This window comes from Afifella aestuarii (assembly GCF_004023665.1).
In the GTDB taxonomy this organism is placed as follows: domain Bacteria; phylum Pseudomonadota; class Alphaproteobacteria; order Rhizobiales; family Afifellaceae; genus Afifella; species Afifella aestuarii.
On the sequence record NZ_SAUF01000005.1, the window covers coordinates 576,016 to 591,810 of the forward strand.

The following is a 15,795-nucleotide window of genomic DNA, read 5'->3' on the forward strand; positions in this document are numbered from 1 at the left end:
GCCTGCTAGAGTTAATCAACTCGGATCAGAACAGGCGTTCTCCGACATAGACGGTATCGCCGGCACGAATCGGCTGCGTCACGGCAAGGCGGCCTTCGTAAAGGACGCCGTTCAGCTGCCGGCTCAACCGCACCACCCGTTCGTTCGCACGGGGCGTAAAGCCTCCAGCGACCGCGACGGCATTCTCCACCGTCATGCCCGGCACATAGGGATATTGGCCAGGACTGCTCACTTCACCCAGAATGAAGAAGGGACGATACGAGGCGACCTCGACCGTCACGTCGGGATTACGCACGAAGCGGCTCGAAAGGGCGCTTTGGATGCGTCCCTCGAGTTCGTCCGTGCTGGCACCGCGCGCCGCGATCTCGCCGACGAGAGGCATCGTGACGTAGCCGGCCTGATCGACCTTGTAGACGTTGGTGAGCTCGCTCTGATCGAAGACGACAATGCGGAGTTCATCGCCGGTATCCAGTCGATAGGGTCCTTTGACTGTCGGTGAACCAGTCGCCAACGGTGCCCGCTCGCCCATGCAAGACGCGAGAAGACAAACAAGCGTGATTATAATGGCGACACGAACCGCGTTCATTGCGAGCACCCAACCTGTGACGGGCTGAAATATGCCGCGCCATAGTTAATGCCGCGCTAAAATTGCCTGAAGCTGAAGGTATGGCGGTCGTTAACCGCCTCCTAACCGTAATCGACGCATCTTGCCGTCAGCCAGCAAGGAGTCGCCACGCTATGGCCGAGCCGCGTCCGATGGAAATGGACATTTCTGCAATTGCTGCCGCGCTGTGGCGTCGCGCCTGGCTTTTTGGCCTGGTGGCGATCCTGGTGGGGGCAGGAACCTATTTCGGTCTCTCGCTCGTCGACCCGCTTTATACTGGCGACGCACGCATTTTGATCGAGGCGCGGGAATCGCCGCTGACACGGCCTCGCGACTCGGGCGCAGAAAACCTGACGGTGCAGTTGGACGAATCGGCGATTGCGAGCCAGGTCGAAGTTCTGCGTTCGCGCGACATCGCCAATACCATCATCGACAAGTTCGACCTGACGCATCGGCCGGACTTTGATCCGGCTCTCTCACCGTCTCTGATTGATACAGTTTTGATCGCCTCCGGCCTCAAAAAGGGCCCGGCGGAGAACACGATTCGGCAGCGTGTTCTCGAGACTTACTACAAGCACCTCTCCGTCTATTCCGTCGTCAAATCCCGAGTGATTGCGGTCGAGTTCAGCGCGCATGACCCCGAGCTTGCGGCGCAGATCGCAAATGCCGTGGCGGAAGCGTTCGTGAACCTGCAAAGCGAAGCCAAGAGACAGTCGACCTCGGCTGCAACGGCTTGGCTGCAGACGGAGATCGACCGGTTGCGCGAGCGCGTAAAAGAGGCCGAAGGCGCGGTCGCGGCCTACCGCTCCGAGAACAACCTCTTCGACGTCAATACGTCGAGCCAGCCCGAAACGACACTACAGAAACAGGATCTGAGCGAGCTCAATGCGGAGCTCGGACGGGCCAGAGCCGCACAATCGGAAGCCCAGTCGCGAGCCGAATTGCTCCGGTCGCTGTTGCGCGAAGGGGGCTCCTTCGATTCCGCCGAAGAGGTTTTGAATTCACAGCTGATCCAGCGGCTCCGCGAGCGGCAGGTCGCCTTGCGCGCCGAGATTGCCGAGCTCTCGACCAGCCTCATGCCGCAGCATCCGCGTCTGCAGGCCCTGCGGAGCCAGCTTGCGGATCTGGATGGGCAGGTTCGCGCCGAAGTTCGCAAGATCCTGCAATCGCTGGAAACCGCCTCGCGCGTCGCGAGTGCCCGGGTCGATACCCTCGAAGCAAGGCTGAACGAGACAAAGGCCGCCGTTTCTCGCTCCAACGAGGAGAGCATCGAGCTTCGGGCGCTTGAGCGCGAAGCCGCCGCACAGCGCGATCTCCTGGAGACCTTCCTCGCGCGCTACCGGGAAGCGGCCGCGCGCACCGATTCAAATTATCTGCCGGCCGACGCGCGGATCATTTCGCGGGCGATCCCGCCGCGGCGTCCCTCCTGGCCGAAGAAAGGGCTGCTGACGGCCGCAGCCGTCCTCGGTTCCCTGTTCCTCGCCATGGCCATTGTCATCTTGCGCGAATTCGCTTCTGGTCGTGCGTTTCGCCCCCTGAATGACATCGAGGTGCCGCCGGCCGGAGAGGTTCCGGCAGAGCCTCTCCTTGTCCTGGGCGCGATTCCCCCGGGCGGAACGCCGAGCCTTGACGCGGCGAAGGAAATCCCCGGCCTGGCCGAGCTCGCTGATCTCATTGCGACGGAAGGCCTGAAAACGGTCCTGTTTGCCGGAGACGGTGGACCGACCGCTGGCGATGCGGCCTTGGGTGCATGTCGGCTTGCGGTCCGTACGGCCTCGTTGCGTATCATTCTGCTCGATATCGGGGTCGAACCCGCCTCGGCGCTCGACCGCGACGGCGGCCCGGGGCTGGGCGACCTGTTGAGCGGCGACGCGCCTTTCGGAGACGCCATCCGCCTCGACGGCGACAGCCGCGTCCATTTCATTCCTCTCGGATCGATGGCCGAAGACCCGCCCTTGCAGCGCCTCAGCCTCGTCATCGGAGCCTTGAGCAACACGTATGACCGCGTCGTTCTCCTGGCCGACCGTTTCGAGGATTGGCCGAGCGACTACGTTCGTCCGGATCTCGCTGTCCTCGTCTGCGACGAAGACATGGGCGCGGAGGCACGCCGCAGACTTCATCGCCAGGCGATGGAGGCGGGTGCGCGCAACGCCATTCTTCTCCAGCGCTCGAATGAAGCGGGCGCAGAGCCGCAGGCGGCGGAAGAGGCGGCCTGACAGGCCGACGCAGCGGGTCACGAAAGCGGGGGCATGAGGTGAATCTACGTCACCAGGTGATACACGCGACGCTGAACACGCTCGTCCTCACCAAGGCCGCGCGATGGTTGCCCGCGGATCCCAAGGGCAGCGGGGTTGTTCTTACTCTCCACGAAGTGAAGCCGGGACTTCCCGCTGCATTTTCGCCCAATGCCGGGCTCGTTATCGCGCCCGATTTTCTGGATGCGCTCCTGAGGCTCCTGAAGCAGGAGAATCGGCGCATCGTGCCTCTCGGGGAAATGGTGACCAATCAGATTGCGGGACGCGCGTCGCCGAATGATGTGGCGATCACGCTCGATGACGGCTTCCGTAACAATCTCGAAGTGGCGCTTCCTGTCTTCCAGCGGCATCAGGCGCCGTTCACCGCCTTCATCTGCGCAGGCTTTTGCGATCGTAGCGCTGCACCCTGGTGGGTCGCTCTTGAACGCATGATCGCAGCGCATTCAAAATTCGGTTTGAAAGGCGAGGGGCCGGGGCCAATGCCGACCTCAACGACAGAAGAGAAGAACGCTGCGTTTTCCGCATGGCGGCATACGCTCCTGTTCGACATGGACGGCCTGCAACATCGCGAGGTGATGGCGCGCCTTTACGAAGCTTATGAGTTCGATGAACGAGCGCTGACGGAGGAATTGGTTCTGGATTGGGACGGGGTGGGCCGGCTTGCAGAAGATCCGCTTGCGACGATCGGCGCCCACACCATGACCCATCCGGCCCTCGCCAAGTTACCTGCGGACGGCGCGCTTTCGGAAATCCAGGAAAGCGCCGACCGCATTAAAGAGGAGACGGGAAGAAGGCCCGACCTTCTTGCCTATCCCTACGGATTTGCCGGTGCTGTCGGAGGGCGCGAGGCCGAGCTTGCCGCACAGGCGGGGATGACGGCAGCGTTCCTGACGACGCCGGGCATGCTTCGACCGTGTTCCGATCCGCGTTTCCTGCCGCGGGTGTCGGTGAACGGCTATTACCAGGATGTCGATCTGCAGGAGGTTTTGCTCGCCCCGGGGCTGTGGCGGATCGCGGAGCCGCTCTTGGAGGCGAAAAATACGCTCAGGCGCGGTCGGGACGTGCCATCCACCAGATGATGGCCCCGGCCGGGATCACCCAGGCAATACCGGCGACCGCATAATAGGCAAGCTGCACGAGCCCGCTGGTGCCGGGAAGCTTCGCGGCTCCGATCGTCATCGCGGTGAGGCTGTAGAAGATCACCCACACGACAAGAAAAACGGTGCCGATCGGTTTGCGGTATTTCTGGCGCATAGAGGCAGCTAGCCGCAATGGACGTGGTTTTCAATCTCTTGTGCCGGGCCGTGGTGTCGCGTAGGCGAGAACTGGCCCACAGGCATATCAGACGGGACGACGCCGATGTCCTTTGACGACAGCATTTTGCCCTTTGCGCAAAGTTCCTTTGGGCCGCGTTCCGAAAAACTCGGCTCGTCGTGGATGCGGCTGCGCAGCGTCAGGCTTTGGCTGGCGATCCTGACCTTTCTGGTCTTCGTCATGGTGCTCGTGGGGGGCATGACGCGGCTGACCGATTCCGGTCTTTCGATCACGGAATGGAAGCCGGTCGTGGGCGCCGTGCCGCCGATGTCGGAGCAGGCCTGGAGCGAGGAGTTCAATCGATACCGGGCGACCTCCCAATACGAGCTGATGAACCGGGGCATGAGCCTTAGCGAGTTCAAACGGATTTACTGGTGGGAGTGGACGCATCGCCAGCTGGGTCGGTTCATCGGTGCGGTCTATCTCGTCGGCCTTGTCGGCTTCGCCATCGCCGGGAAACTGACGCTCCGGCTCGGCCTGTGGCTTTTCGCCGGCGGGCTCCTTCTCGGGCTTCAAGGCCTGGTCGGCTGGATCATGGTCGCGTCGGGTCTGAAACCGGGAATGATCGCGGTCGCCCCCGTCAAACTGTCGTTGCATCTGACGCTCGCGAGCCTGTTCTTTGCCTTCTTGATCGCCACGCATGCACGCCTCGGTGGGTCCGACGCTGTGCGGCGCGCAACCGCCGGCACCGTTGCGGCCTGGCTGATCGCTGTCGCGGCGCTCGTTCAGATCGCCCTGGGAGGTCTCGTCGCAGGCCACGATGCCGGGCTGACCTACAACACCTGGCCGCTGATGGACGGACGCTTCGTACCCGCCGGCCTTCTTGCGATGCAGCCGCTTTGGCACAATTTCACCGACAACATCACGACCGTTCAATTTGATCACCGCATCGGTGGCTACGTGCTGGCCACACTCGTGATCGGATACGGTCTCTTGCGCCTCGCACTCCGCCGATGGTCCTCGGATCTCGCGCTGATCATGGCCGTCGTCATCGGTCAGGTGGCTCTCGGAATTCTGGCGCTCATTCTCGTCGTTCCCTGGCCGATCGCACTCGCCCATCAGGCGATGGCGCTGATTCTGTTCGGTCTGCTCGTGCGGCATGCGGCACGGCCCGCTTCCAGTTGAGCATCTTGACCTGCCGGAGTTGGTAAGCGACTGTCGTCGCTTGGAGATTTCGAATGAATGACATGACGCCGGTGACAATCGGCCATTCCGCCTGCCCGCACGACTGCCCTTCGACCTGTGCACTTGACGTGGAAATTTTGCCTGACGGGCGCGTCGGCAGGCTCAGGGGCAATTCTGATAACGATTATACGGCTGGCGTGATCTGTGCCAAGGTTGCGCGCTACGCGGAGCGGCTGCACCACCCGGACAGACTCACCAAGGCCCTGAAGCGCAAGGGCGCCAAAGGGGATGGCACGTGGCAGGAAGTCTCAGTCGAGGAAGCGCTCGACGAGATTGCCGAGGCTTTCGTCAAGGCCGAGGCGAGACACGGGTCCGAAGCCGTCTGGCCCTATTATTATGCTGGGACGATGGGGCTGGTGCAGCGCGACGGGCTCGACCGCCTTCGCCACGTCAAGCGCTATTCCGGAGAGTTCGGCTCGATCTGCACCAACATGGCTTGGACGGGCTATATGGCGGGAACCGGCAGCCTGACCGGCCCCGACCCGCGCGAGATCGCAAAAGCCGATCTCGTCGTCATCTGGGGCACCAACGCGGTCGCGACGCAGGTCAATGTGATGACCCATGCGACGACAGCGCGGAAGACCCGGGAAGCGAAGCTCGTCGTCGTCGATGTCTATGAAAACGCGACGATGCGGCAGGCCGACCTTGCTCTGTGTGTCAGACCCGGCACCGACGCAGCGCTTGCCTGCGCCGTCATGCATATTCTCTTCCGTGACGGTCATGCCGACTGGGACTATCTCAATCGCTTCAGCGATCGTCCGAAGGATTTTGCCCGCCACCTTGAGGACAAGACGCCGGAATGGGCATCTGCCATCACCGGTGTCACCGTCGAGGACATCGAGACGTTCGCCGCCTGGATCGGCAAGACGCCCAAAACCTTCATGCGCCTCGGTTACGGCTTTACGCGCAGCCGCAATGGCGCCGTCGCCATGCACGCCGCCTCCTGCATCGCCACCGTCACAGGCGCTTGGCGCCATGAGGGGGGCGGGGCCTTTCACAACAACGGCGGGATTTATCATCTCGACGAGACGATGATCGCAGGTCTCGATCGCCTGGATCCCTCCGTGCGCATGCTCGACCAGTCGCGCATCGGTCCGATCCTCTGCGGCAACGACGCCGATCTGAAGGGCGGTCCTCCCGTCGGCGCCATGCTCATTCAAAACACCAACCCGATGAACGTGGCGCCTGACCAGGAACAGGTGCGGCGAGGCTTCCTGCGCGACGATCTCTTCGTTGCCGTGCATGAGCAGTTCATGACGGACACCGCAGAGATGGCCGACATCGTCCTGCCGGCGACGATGTTTCTGGAGCACGACGACATCTACAAGGGCGGAGGTCACCAGAACATACTATTCGGACCGAAGCTCGTCGAACCGCCGCAGGGCTGCGTCACGAACCATCAGGTCGTGACGGGCCTCGCAAAGCGTCTTGGCGCCGAACATCCCGGCTTCGCCATGAGCGCACGCGAGCACATCGACTGGCTGCTCAAGGCCTCAGGCTGGGGTGACCTCGCGACGCTTGAAAAGAACAAATGGATCGATTGTCAGCCGGGCTTTGAGGAGGCGCATTATCTCAAGGGCTTCGGCTTTCCCGACGGCAAGTTCCGGTTTGCGCCGGATTGGGGTCGTTTCGCTGCGCCGAACCGTCCCCAGGACGGCAAAGCGCTCGGCCCATGGGAATCTCTGCCGGAGTTTCCCGATCAGTGGGAGGCAATCGAGACGGCCGATGAGGAGTTTCCGTTCCGCCTCGTCACCGCGCCGGCCCGCTCATTCTTGAATTCCACCTTCTCCGAAACGCCGTCGGGCCAGACGCGCGAGAAGCGGCCCGAGGTGATGATGCATCCGCTCGACGCGGAGGCTGCCCACCTGAATGACGGAGATCTCGTGGAGCTCACCAGTCGGCGCGGCGCCTGCCGGCTGCATATGCGGCTGAGCGACGGCCAGCAGCGCGGCACTCTCATTGCGGAGGGCATCTGGCCGAATTCCGCGCATCAAGGAGGGCGCGGCATCAATGCCCTGACAGGGGCCGATGCGGTTGCGCCTTATGGTGGCGCGGCCTTTCACGACAATGCGGTGCGAATTGCGCCCTGTGTTGCGGTGGCGCCGCTTGACTGAATGGTGAGTGCGGAGAATATCGCGCCTCTTTTTCGGAGATCAAAGATGCGCGTCTCAGCGGTTCCTGCTTTCGTTTTTGCCACGCTTACGCTGGCGGCCTGCCAGGGAGGTTCCGCGCCCACGACCCTGCCAGCCGGCATGACGCATGAGACGGTGCGCAATCGTCTCGCCGACGCGTGCGTTTACGCCGAATGGCGCAAGCGGGAAGGAGATGCGCTGAAGACCGTCACGCGGGATTGTTCGTGCCTCGCCAAGCGGCTGGAGCCGCAGATGAGCGAACCCGAAGCTGCCGCCTTCGTCGCAACAGGTCAGATCCCGAAGACGACCCAACCCAAATACGTTCAGGCTTTCGAGACCTGCACCCGCTGAGGCGTCTGGTCCTCAATCCTGTGGAGTGGCATTGGAGGGCACGATCAAGACGCTGTCCTCCGGCGTCGGCAGCCCCTCGAGAATGACCTTCTCGGCCACGACCCGGGCTTTGCGCCCGGCAACCCAGGAGAGCGCAAGCGGATAGATCCGATGCTCGGCTGCGAGGACGCGTGCGGCCAGGGTTTCTGCGGTGTCGTCGGCAAGCACCGGCACGGCACCTTGAACGATGATCGGTCCATCGTCCATTTCTGCACGGACGTAGTGGACCGTTGCCCCGTGCACGCGCACGCCTGTCGCCAGCGCACGTTCATGCGTTCGCAGACCCCGAAAGGACGGCAGGAGCGACGGATGGATGTTGATCACCCGATTGCGCCACCCCTCGACGAATTCATCGGACAGAAGGCGCATGAAGCCCGCCAGACAGATGAGTTCAATTCCGGCCTCGCGCAGCATCGCGTCGAGTGCGGCTTCAAACGCTTCCCGGCTTTCATAATCCCCATGCGGGAGGACCGCGGTCGCAATGCCCGCATCGGCGGCATAAGCGAGACCGGCAGCGTCCGCGCGATTGGAAAGGACCAGTTCTATCGAGGCGGGAAAGTCGGGCTTTTGCGCCGCATCGACGAGGGCGCGCATATTGCTGCCGCGCCCGGAAATCAAAATCGCTGTTTTCACTGTTGCTTCTCGTCCAGCGCGAGCTTGCCTTCGAACACGACGGCGGCGTCTTTTCGTGGCTCGATCTCGCCGAGACGGAAGGTTGTTTCACCCGCTGCCGTCAGGTGCGCCGTGATCCCCTCAGCCGCATCGGCTTCTGCGATGACAACCATACCCACACCGCAATTGAACGTGCGCAGGAGCTCGGCCTCTTCGATCGGCCCGCTCTTGGCGAGCCAGGGGAAAACCGGAGGCAGCGGGATCTCGTCGAGATGGATGCGGACTGCCTGCCCATCGGGCAACACTCTTGGCAGGTTCTCCGGCAATCCGCCGCCGGTGATATGCGCCAGCGCCTTGACCGCGCCCGTCTCGCGGATCGCCGAAAGGAGAGGGCGGACATAGATGCGGGTCGGCTCCAAAAGCGCCTCCGCAAGGCTCCTTCCAGGCTCAAACGGTGCCGGAGCGTGCCAGACGAGGCCGCTTTTCTCGACCACGCGACGGACCAGAGAAAAGCCGTTCGAATGAACGCCGCTCGAACCGACGCCGATCACCACGTCTCCGGCCTTCACCGCGCGTGGCAGAATCTCTTCCCGTTCAACGGCTCCCACCGAGAACCCGGCGAGATCATAATCTCCGGCGGCATATAGCCCCGGCAGTTCCGCCGTCTCGCCGCCGACAAGGGCGGCACCCGCCTGTCGGCACCCTTCGGCGATGCCCGCGACCACGGATGCCGCCTCGTCGACCGAGAGAGCTCCGGATGCGAAATAGTCGAGGAAGAAGAGTGGCTCTGCGCCCTGCACGATCAGATCGTTGACGCACATCGCAACGAGATCGATCCCAACCGTGTCGTGATGTCCACTCTCAATGGCGATTTTGAGCTTTGTGCCGACGCCATCCGTCGCCGCCACCAGCACCGGATCGCGGTAACCGGTTTCCTTGAGATCGAAAAGCGCGCCGAACCCGCCAAGTCCGCCCATGACGCCGGCACGCTTGGTGCTGGCGGCAAGCGGCTTGATGCGGTCGACGAGCGCTGCGCCCGCGTCGATATCGACGCCGGCCTGGCGATAGCTGAGTGTGGTGCGGTCTTCCCCCATGGCTCGAAAGCGGGTAGAGGCGATAGCCTGATTTTGCAAGCGGCGTTGTGCCATTAGGCACTGCGTTTTGGCCCCAGGCACCGTTCTCCTTGACCCTTCCCAACTTCATCACACTCGCGCGGCTCGTCTCCGTTCCGTTGATCGTCTGGTTGATCGTGATCCAGAATTGGACGGGCGCAACCGTCGTCTTCGTTCTCGCAGGGATCAGCGACGGCATCGACGGCCTGATCGCCAAACGCTTCGGTGCGTCGTCCGATCTCGGCGCCTATCTCGATCCGATTGCCGACAAGGCGCTCCTCGTCTCGCTGTTTCTCGTGCTCGGGTTCCAGGCCGTTCTGCCGCCATGGCTGATTATCCTCGTCGTCAGCCGGGATATTCTCATCGTCGGCGGCGTGATCCTCGCCTGGATGCTCGTCAATCCGATCGCGATGCGGCCTCTCTGGGTGTCGAAATTCAATACGACCGCCCAGATCGTTCTCCTCGCGCTGGTTCTGGCCGAACACGCCGGCATCAAATCGCTTTCGATCGCAATCTGGCCGATGATCATCACAACGGCCGGCTTGACCGTCGGCTCCGCCGGTGCCTATCTCGCGGAGTGGCTGCGCCACATGGCCGGCGAGGAGCCACAGCGGGAGGAAGGCTGATGACGGCCCAGCGTCAGGCGATCTTCTGGCTGGGAGCGCTCGCCGCTCTAATTGTTTTCCTTTGGCTTTTCAGCGGCATCCTATTGCCGTTCCTGCTTGGCATGGCACTTGCCTATTTTCTCGATCCGGTGGCGGACTGGCTCGAGCGGCTCGGCATGAACCGCCTTCTGGCAACGCTCGCGATCCTGATCTTCGCGCTTTTGCTTTTCGTCGTCGTCCTGGTCGCGATCATCCCACCACTGATCGGGCAGGCGAGCGATTTCGCCGACAGGTTGCCCAGTCTCATCGAGCGTCTGCGGCATCTCGCAAGCGAGGTATTCGCGTCCCCACTCGCCAAGTATCTTCCGTCAGGCGGAGAATTCGATGTCGAACCGCTTCTGAAGAGTGCCGCCACCTGGATGGCGGGCCTTGTCTCTTCGCTTCTCGCCGGCGGTCAGGCACTGATCAGTGTCGTCAGCCTGTTTATCGTGACGCCCGTCGTTGCCTTCTACCTTCTCTACGATTGGGACCGGATGGTGAAGATGGTCGACAGCTATCTTCCGCGCGACCACGCCGATGTCATCCGAGAACTGGCGGCGGACGTCGATCAGGCGCTCTCAGGTTTTCTGCGAGGGCAGGGGCTCGTTTGCACGCTCCTGGGCGGCTTCTACGTCGTCAGCCTGACCGCGGTCGGGCTCAATTTCGGGCTTCTGATCGGCGTCGTCGCGGGTGTCATCAACTTCATTCCCTATATCGGCTCCACCGTCGGCTTCATTCTGGCTGTCGGCGTGGCGCTCGTGCAGTTCTGGCCGGAATGGCCCTGGATCGTCGTGGTCGCGGGCGTGTTCGTCACAGGGCAGGTCGTCGAAGGCAACCTTCTGCAGCCGCGTATCGTCGGCCATTCCGTCGGTGTGCATCCCGTCTGGTTGATGTTTGCGATGTTCGCCTTCGGTGCGCTGTTCGGCTTCGTCGGCCTGCTGGTTGCGGTCCCCGTCACGGCCGCCATCGGCGTGCTTGTCCGCTTCGGCCTCGAGCAATACCGGGAGAGCCGGATCTATCTCGGCGCTGGCGATCCGCCGCCACCACCTCCAAGCGAGCTGCAGTGAACGCCATGATCTCGCAACGTCAGATCCCGATCCCGCTCGCACATGAAGCCGCCTACGACAGCGACAGCTATCTGGTGACGGAAGCGAACCGCGCGGCCTACGAGGTCATCATGAGCTGGCCGAACTGGTCCGCGCCAGTCGTGCTGTTGTGCGGACCGGAAGGCTCCGGCAAAACCCATCTCGCCAGCCTTTGGGCGGAAAGAGCAGAAGCCGTGATCGTCGCGGGCGCGAAGCTTGAAGAGAGGGAGGTGGGCGGCCCCGGCCGGCCCGTTCTCGTGGAAGATGTCGCCGCCGAGGAAGTTCCCGAGCGCGCACTTTTCCATCTGATCAACCGGGCGCGTGAAGAAGGTTTTACGATCCTCATCACGGCACGCGAACCTCTCGCGCGTTGGCAGCTGTCGCTAAAAGACCTGATCTCCCGCCTGCGGCTTGCGATCCCAATTTCCATCGACCGGCCCGACGAGCCCTTGTTGCGACAGGTTCTGGTCAAGCTTTTCAGCGACCGTCAGCTTTCGGTGGAGCGCAACGTCATCGACTATATGGTCATCCGGATGGAACGCTCGCTGCGCGAGGCCCAGGCGCTCGTCGCAGCCATCGACGAAGAGGCGCTGAGCGAAGGGCGGCGTATCACGCGGCCCCTCGTTGCGCAGGTGCTCGCGAGCCGTGAAACCAGGTGATCGGCTCCTGAGGTGCAAGAGCTCGGTTTCCGCGGGTGTCATCCAAGTGTTACGCTCCGCTGCGATCACGCGGTTCGCAGACTGAGAGAGGATCGATGGAAGAGAGCCCGATAGCCACTGATACGGTTGATTCCGAAAATGGTACGATCGCCGTATCGACCAGCGAGCTTCTCAGTGATCCCAAGCGCTTCATCAATCGCGAGATCTCGTGGCTCGAATTCAACCGCCGTGTGCTCGAGGAATCCGAGAACCCAAATCATCCGCTCCTGGAACGGCTGCGCTTTCTGTCGATCTCAGCGAACAATCTCGACGAATTTTTCATGGTCCGCGTCGCCGGTCTGAAGGGGCAAGAGCGCGAGAAGATTGCAACCGTCAGCGCCGATGGGCTGACGCCGTCGCAGCAGCTCATGGAAATCGATCGCAAGGTCGAGGCGCTGGTCAACGATCAGCAGGCGCAATGGATTGTTCTGCGCGAGCTCCTCGACAGGGAGGGGATTTCGATCGTTCGCGGCGAAGAGGTCACCTCAGACGACGCCGAATGGCTTGCGGAATATTTCATGGAGACGGTCTTTCCGGTCCTGACACCGCTCGCCATTGATCCGGCGCATCCGTTTCCGTTCATTCCCAATCTGGGATTTACGCTCGCGCTTTCCCTAACCGACCCGGTCCATCATCGCTTCATGCGCGCGCTGGTGCGCATGCCGCATACGCTGTCTCGCTTCATCCGCCTGCCGCGCCAGGACGAGAAACATCCGACACGCTTCATCAGCGTGGAAGAGACTGTCGGCCTTTTCATAGACCGGTTGTTTCCAGGCTATGAGGTCGTCGGGAAGGGCGTCTACAGGGTCATTCGCGATTCCGATATCGAGATCGAGGAAGAGGCGGAGGATCTCGCCCGCCTCTTCGAGCGCGCGCTCAAGCAGCGCCGCCGCGGTTCGGTTATCCGGCTGGAGGTCGAATCCTCGATGCCGGAAGATCTGCGCGCGGTCGTCCAGCAATCGCTTTCCGTCGATAATGACGAGGTCTACGTGATTCATGGCCTGCTCGGGATCAAGGATCTCGAACAGCTCGTCGGAATCGATCGCCGAGATCTCAAATTCAAGCCCTACACGCCGCGCTTTCCTGAGCGGATCCGCGAGCACGCGGGTGATTGCTTCGCCGCGATCCAGCAGAAGGACATCGTCGTCCATCACCCGTACGAATCCTTCGACGTCGTGGTGCAGTTCCTGCGCCAGGCGGCGAGCGACCCGGACGTGATGGCGATCAAGCAAACGCTCTATCGCACATCAAACGACAGCCCGATCATCAAGGCGCTGACGGAAGCCGCCGAGGCGGGGAAATCCGTAACGGCGCTGGTTGAGCTCAAGGCACGCTTCGACGAGGAAGCCAACATCCGCTGGGCGCGCGATCTGGAGCGCGCCGGTGCACAGGTCGTTTACGGGTTCATGGAACTCAAGACGCACGCCAAGCTAAGCCAGGTGGTGCGTCGCGAGCCGAACGGCCTCGTCAGCTATGTGCATATCGGCACAGGCAATTATCACCCGATCACGGCCAAGATTTACACCGATCTTTCCTATTTCACCGCGGATCCCGCGATCGCTCGCGACGTCGCCCGCGTCTTCAATTTCATCACTGGCTATGCTCCGCCGCAGGACGTCGTGCGGCTCGCCGTATCGCCCTACACGCTGCGCTCCCGCATCCTGGAACATATCGACGCCGAGATCGGTCACGCGGCGGCAGGGCGTCCCGCCCGCATCTGGATGAAGATGAATTCGCTTGTCGATCCGCAGATCATCGATGCGCTTTATCGGGCGAGCGGCGCCGGGGTGAAAGTCGAGCTCGTCATCCGGGGCATTTGCTGCCTTAGACCCGGGCTTCCCGGCCTGTCGGAAAACATCCGTGTGAAATCGATCGTCGGCCGTTTCCTGGAGCATTCGCGCATTCTCTGTTTCGGCAACGGCCACGGCCTGCCCTCGGACGAGGCGCTGCTTTATATCGGCTCCGCCGACCTGATGCCCCGCAACCTCGATCGGCGCGTGGAAACGATGGTGCCGATCACCAATCCGACGGTGCATATGCAGATCCTGGACCAGATCATGGTCGCCAACCTGAAAGACAACCAGCAAAGCTGGGAAATCCTCTCTGACGGCACCTCCCGGCGCATCGAACCGGAAGAGGGAGAGGAACTCTTTAACGCCCATCGCTATTTTATGACCAATGCAAGTCTCTCCGGCCGTGGAAAATCGCTCAAATCCGACACACCCCGCACCTTCGCCGACCGGCTTGATAATTGAGCCTGACGCGCCCGGCCGCATTGCCGGCTATGGGCCTATCGCCGTCATCGACATCGGCTCGAACTCGGTTCGTCTCGTTGTCTACGAGCGAATGGCGCGTTCACCGACGCCGCTCTTCAACGAGAAGGTTCTCGCAGGATTGGGCGAGGGCGTCGCGACCTCGCGCCGCCTCTCGGATGCGTCTGTCGACAAGGCTCTTTCGGCGCTGAGACGCTTTGCGGCTCTCTGTCGTCAGATCGGTGTGGTGGAACTGAGCGTTCTCGCCACGGCCGCGACGCGCGAAGCGGAGAACGGCTCGAAATTCATCGCCAAGGTGCGGGAGATCTGCGGTTGTGACGTCACTGTGCTCACAGGTCCCGCGGAAGCGCATTATGCGGCCCTCGGCGTGGTCGACGGCTTTGAGGTCCCGGAAGGCGTCGCGGGTGATCTAGGCGGCGGCAGCCTGGAACTCACGAATGTCCGCGGCACACGAGTCGGCGATGGCGAAACATTTCCGCTCGGCGGCCTGCGTCTCAAGAACGATTCCGGCGGCGATCTCAAAGCTGCCAAAAAAATCGCTCGTGCGGCCTTGGAAAACTCCAAGGCCCTTCAGCATATGGAAGGCCGCACCTTTTATGCGATCGGCGGGACCTGGCGGTCGATTGCCAAACTGCACATGCGCCAGACCGGCTATCCGCTTCACGTGATGCATGGCTACACGCTGGAGACCGAACGCAGTCGAGATTTCCTGAAGAGCCTTTACCGGCAGCCGGTCGCATCGATCGATTCCATCGACGCCGTCTCCAAGCAGCGACAGCCGCTCCTGGCATATGGCGGCCTCGTCTTGTCGGAGCTGGTGCGCGCCGGCAAACCCGCCCGCATCGTGATTTCCGCTCTCGGCCTGCGCGAAGGCTTTCTCTATTCCCGCCTGCCGGCCGAAGAGCAGGAAAAGAATGCGCTCATCGCCGCCGCGCGCGAACTCTGTTTTCTACGCTCCCGCTCGCCGGCGCATTCAGAAGAGCTGATCGCCTGGACGGGCGATGCGATGAAAGCGCTCGGCATCGACGAGACGAAGGAAGAGGAAAGGTTGCGGGCTGCATCCTGTCTGCTCGCGGATATCGGCTGGCGTGCGCATCCCGATTACCGGGGCGAGCAGAGCCTGAATATCATTGCCCATGCTGGGTTCGTGGGTGTCGACCATCCCGGACGCGCCTATCTCGGCCTCTCGGTCTACTACCGCCATTCTGGCCTATCGGACGATGAACTCGGACCAGGTCTGCGGGAGATCGTTCCGACGCGCTACAAGGAGCGGGCGAGGGCGCTCGCCGCAATCTTTCGCGTCGCCTATCTCGTTTCGGCATCGATGCCGGGGGTGGTGCCACGCACCGCCTTGCGTCGAACTGACAACGAGCTCCAACTCGTCCTGCCGCCCGATCTCAGCGAACTTGCCGGAGGGCGTCTGGAGACGCGGTTGAAGCAGCTCGCGGCTCTCGTCGGATTGGAGAGCCGCATCGTCATAGAGGGCTGAGG

14 protein-coding genes are annotated in these 15,795 nt (G+C 62.3%); 10 read left to right on the top strand and 4 right to left on the bottom strand.

Annotation, left to right across the window (positions count from 1 at the left end):
- Nucleotides 1-25: 25 nt before the first annotated feature.
- The gene (locus EO094_RS16830; protein WP_128294033.1) at nucleotides 26-586 is read right to left on the bottom strand and encodes a polysaccharide biosynthesis/export family protein; all 561 of its coding nucleotides are present in this window, start codon (nucleotides 584-586) and stop codon (nucleotides 26-28) included.
- Between the two features lie 152 nt (nucleotides 587-738).
- Between EO094_RS16830 and EO094_RS16835 the strand changes: the two genes are divergently transcribed.
- The gene (locus tag EO094_RS16835) at nucleotides 739-2,820 is read left to right on the top strand and encodes a GumC family protein (RefSeq protein ID WP_164879707.1); all 2,082 of its coding nucleotides are present in this window, start codon (nucleotides 739-741) and stop codon (nucleotides 2,818-2,820) included.
- 38 nt (nucleotides 2,821-2,858) lie between these two features.
- A complete protein-coding gene (locus EO094_RS16840) occupies nucleotides 2,859-3,938 on the top strand; it encodes a polysaccharide deacetylase family protein (protein ID WP_128294035.1) in 1,080 nt (359 codons plus the stop codon).
- On the opposite strand, the gene EO094_RS16845 is transcribed toward EO094_RS16840, so the two are convergent.
- Nucleotides 3,904-4,113 carry a DUF2842 domain-containing protein gene (locus tag EO094_RS16845; protein WP_128294036.1) on the bottom strand — a complete coding sequence of 70 codons (210 nt, stop codon included), beginning with the start codon at nucleotides 4,111-4,113 and terminating at the stop codon, nucleotides 3,904-3,906. The two genes, EO094_RS16840 and EO094_RS16845, sit on opposite strands and share 35 nt — an antisense overlap.
- 105 nt (nucleotides 4,114-4,218) lie before the next feature.
- Here EO094_RS16845 and EO094_RS16850 point away from each other — a divergent pair, with 105 nt between their 5' ends.
- From EO094_RS16850 to EO094_RS16860, 3 genes are read left to right on the top strand one after another with little or no spacing between them, the layout of a single operon-like run.
- Nucleotides 4,219-5,298: a COX15/CtaA family protein gene (locus EO094_RS16850; protein ID WP_246008580.1), complete on the top strand. Its 1,080-nt coding sequence runs from the start codon at nucleotides 4,219-4,221 to the stop codon at nucleotides 5,296-5,298.
- Between the two features lie 53 nt (nucleotides 5,299-5,351).
- On the top strand, nucleotides 5,352-7,472 hold the full coding sequence (locus tag EO094_RS16855) for a molybdopterin oxidoreductase family protein (protein ID WP_128294037.1): 2,121 nt from the start codon (nucleotides 5,352-5,354) through the stop codon (nucleotides 7,470-7,472).
- Between the two features lie 45 nt (nucleotides 7,473-7,517).
- Nucleotides 7,518-7,841 carry a hypothetical protein gene (locus EO094_RS16860; protein WP_128294038.1) on the top strand — a complete coding sequence of 108 codons (324 nt, stop codon included), beginning with the start codon at nucleotides 7,518-7,520 and terminating at the stop codon, nucleotides 7,839-7,841.
- Nucleotides 7,842-7,853: 12 nt separating this feature from the next.
- Here the strand turns inward: EO094_RS16860 and purN are convergent, their stop codons facing one another.
- Nucleotides 7,854-8,513 (bottom strand): phosphoribosylglycinamide formyltransferase, encoded by a 660-nt coding sequence (gene purN, locus EO094_RS16865; RefSeq protein WP_205649954.1) that lies wholly within the window; start codon nucleotides 8,511-8,513, stop codon nucleotides 7,854-7,856.
- A complete protein-coding gene (purM, locus tag EO094_RS16870; RefSeq protein WP_128294328.1) occupies nucleotides 8,510-9,586 on the bottom strand; it encodes a phosphoribosylformylglycinamidine cyclo-ligase in 1,077 nt (358 codons plus the stop codon). The genes purN and purM overlap by 4 nt, the downstream gene beginning before the upstream one ends.
- Before the next feature lie 89 nt (nucleotides 9,587-9,675).
- Between purM and EO094_RS16875 the strand changes: the two genes are divergently transcribed.
- From EO094_RS16875 to EO094_RS16895, 5 genes are all read left to right on the top strand, one after another.
- On the top strand, nucleotides 9,676-10,230 hold the full coding sequence (locus EO094_RS16875) for a CDP-alcohol phosphatidyltransferase family protein (protein ID WP_128294039.1): 555 nt from the start codon (nucleotides 9,676-9,678) through the stop codon (nucleotides 10,228-10,230).
- The gene (locus EO094_RS16880) at nucleotides 10,230-11,315 is read left to right on the top strand and encodes an AI-2E family transporter (protein ID WP_128294040.1); all 1,086 of its coding nucleotides are present in this window, start codon (nucleotides 10,230-10,232) and stop codon (nucleotides 11,313-11,315) included. Before EO094_RS16875 ends, EO094_RS16880 begins: the two co-directional genes overlap by 1 nt.
- A gap of 5 nt (nucleotides 11,316-11,320) precedes the next feature.
- Nucleotides 11,321-11,992: an HdaA/DnaA family protein gene (locus tag EO094_RS16885; protein ID WP_128294329.1), complete on the top strand. Its 672-nt coding sequence runs from the start codon at nucleotides 11,321-11,323 to the stop codon at nucleotides 11,990-11,992.
- Nucleotides 11,993-12,087: 95 nt separating this feature from the next.
- Nucleotides 12,088-14,286 carry an RNA degradosome polyphosphate kinase gene (locus EO094_RS16890; RefSeq protein WP_128294041.1) on the top strand — a complete coding sequence of 733 codons (2,199 nt, stop codon included), beginning with the start codon at nucleotides 12,088-12,090 and terminating at the stop codon, nucleotides 14,284-14,286.
- Complete coding sequence (locus EO094_RS16895) at nucleotides 14,282-15,793, top strand: Ppx/GppA phosphatase family protein (protein WP_281275270.1); 1,512 nt, start codon at nucleotides 14,282-14,284, stop codon at nucleotides 15,791-15,793. The genes EO094_RS16890 and EO094_RS16895 overlap by 5 nt, the downstream gene beginning before the upstream one ends.
- Nucleotides 15,794-15,795 lie beyond the last annotated feature (2 nt).

Excerpts from the sequence above, each read along its gene's own strand:
- EO094_RS16885 (WP_128294329.1), top strand. The coding sequence starts at position 11,321 with ATGATCTCGCAACGTCAGATCCCGATCCCGCTCGCACATGAAGCCGCC.
- EO094_RS16850 (WP_246008580.1), top strand. The coding sequence starts at position 4,219 with ATGTCCTTTGACGACAGCATTTTGCCCTTTGCGCAAAGTTCCTTTGGG.
- purM (WP_128294328.1), bottom strand. The coding sequence starts at position 9,586 with ATGGGGGAAGACCGCACCACACTCAGCTATCGCCAGGCCGGCGTCGAT.
- EO094_RS16890 (WP_128294041.1), top strand. The coding sequence starts at position 12,088 with ATGGAAGAGAGCCCGATAGCCACTGATACGGTTGATTCCGAAAATGGT.
- EO094_RS16835 (WP_164879707.1), top strand. The coding sequence starts at position 739 with ATGGCCGAGCCGCGTCCGATGGAAATGGACATTTCTGCAATTGCTGCC.
- EO094_RS16830 (WP_128294033.1), bottom strand. The coding sequence starts at position 586 with ATGAACGCGGTTCGTGTCGCCATTATAATCACGCTTGTTTGTCTTCTC.
- EO094_RS16860 (WP_128294038.1), top strand. The coding sequence starts at position 7,518 with ATGCGCGTCTCAGCGGTTCCTGCTTTCGTTTTTGCCACGCTTACGCTG.
- EO094_RS16855 (WP_128294037.1), top strand. The coding sequence starts at position 5,352 with ATGAATGACATGACGCCGGTGACAATCGGCCATTCCGCCTGCCCGCAC.
- EO094_RS16880 (WP_128294040.1), top strand. The coding sequence starts at position 10,230 with ATGACGGCCCAGCGTCAGGCGATCTTCTGGCTGGGAGCGCTCGCCGCT.
- EO094_RS16845 (WP_128294036.1), bottom strand. The coding sequence starts at position 4,113 with ATGCGCCAGAAATACCGCAAACCGATCGGCACCGTTTTTCTTGTCGTG.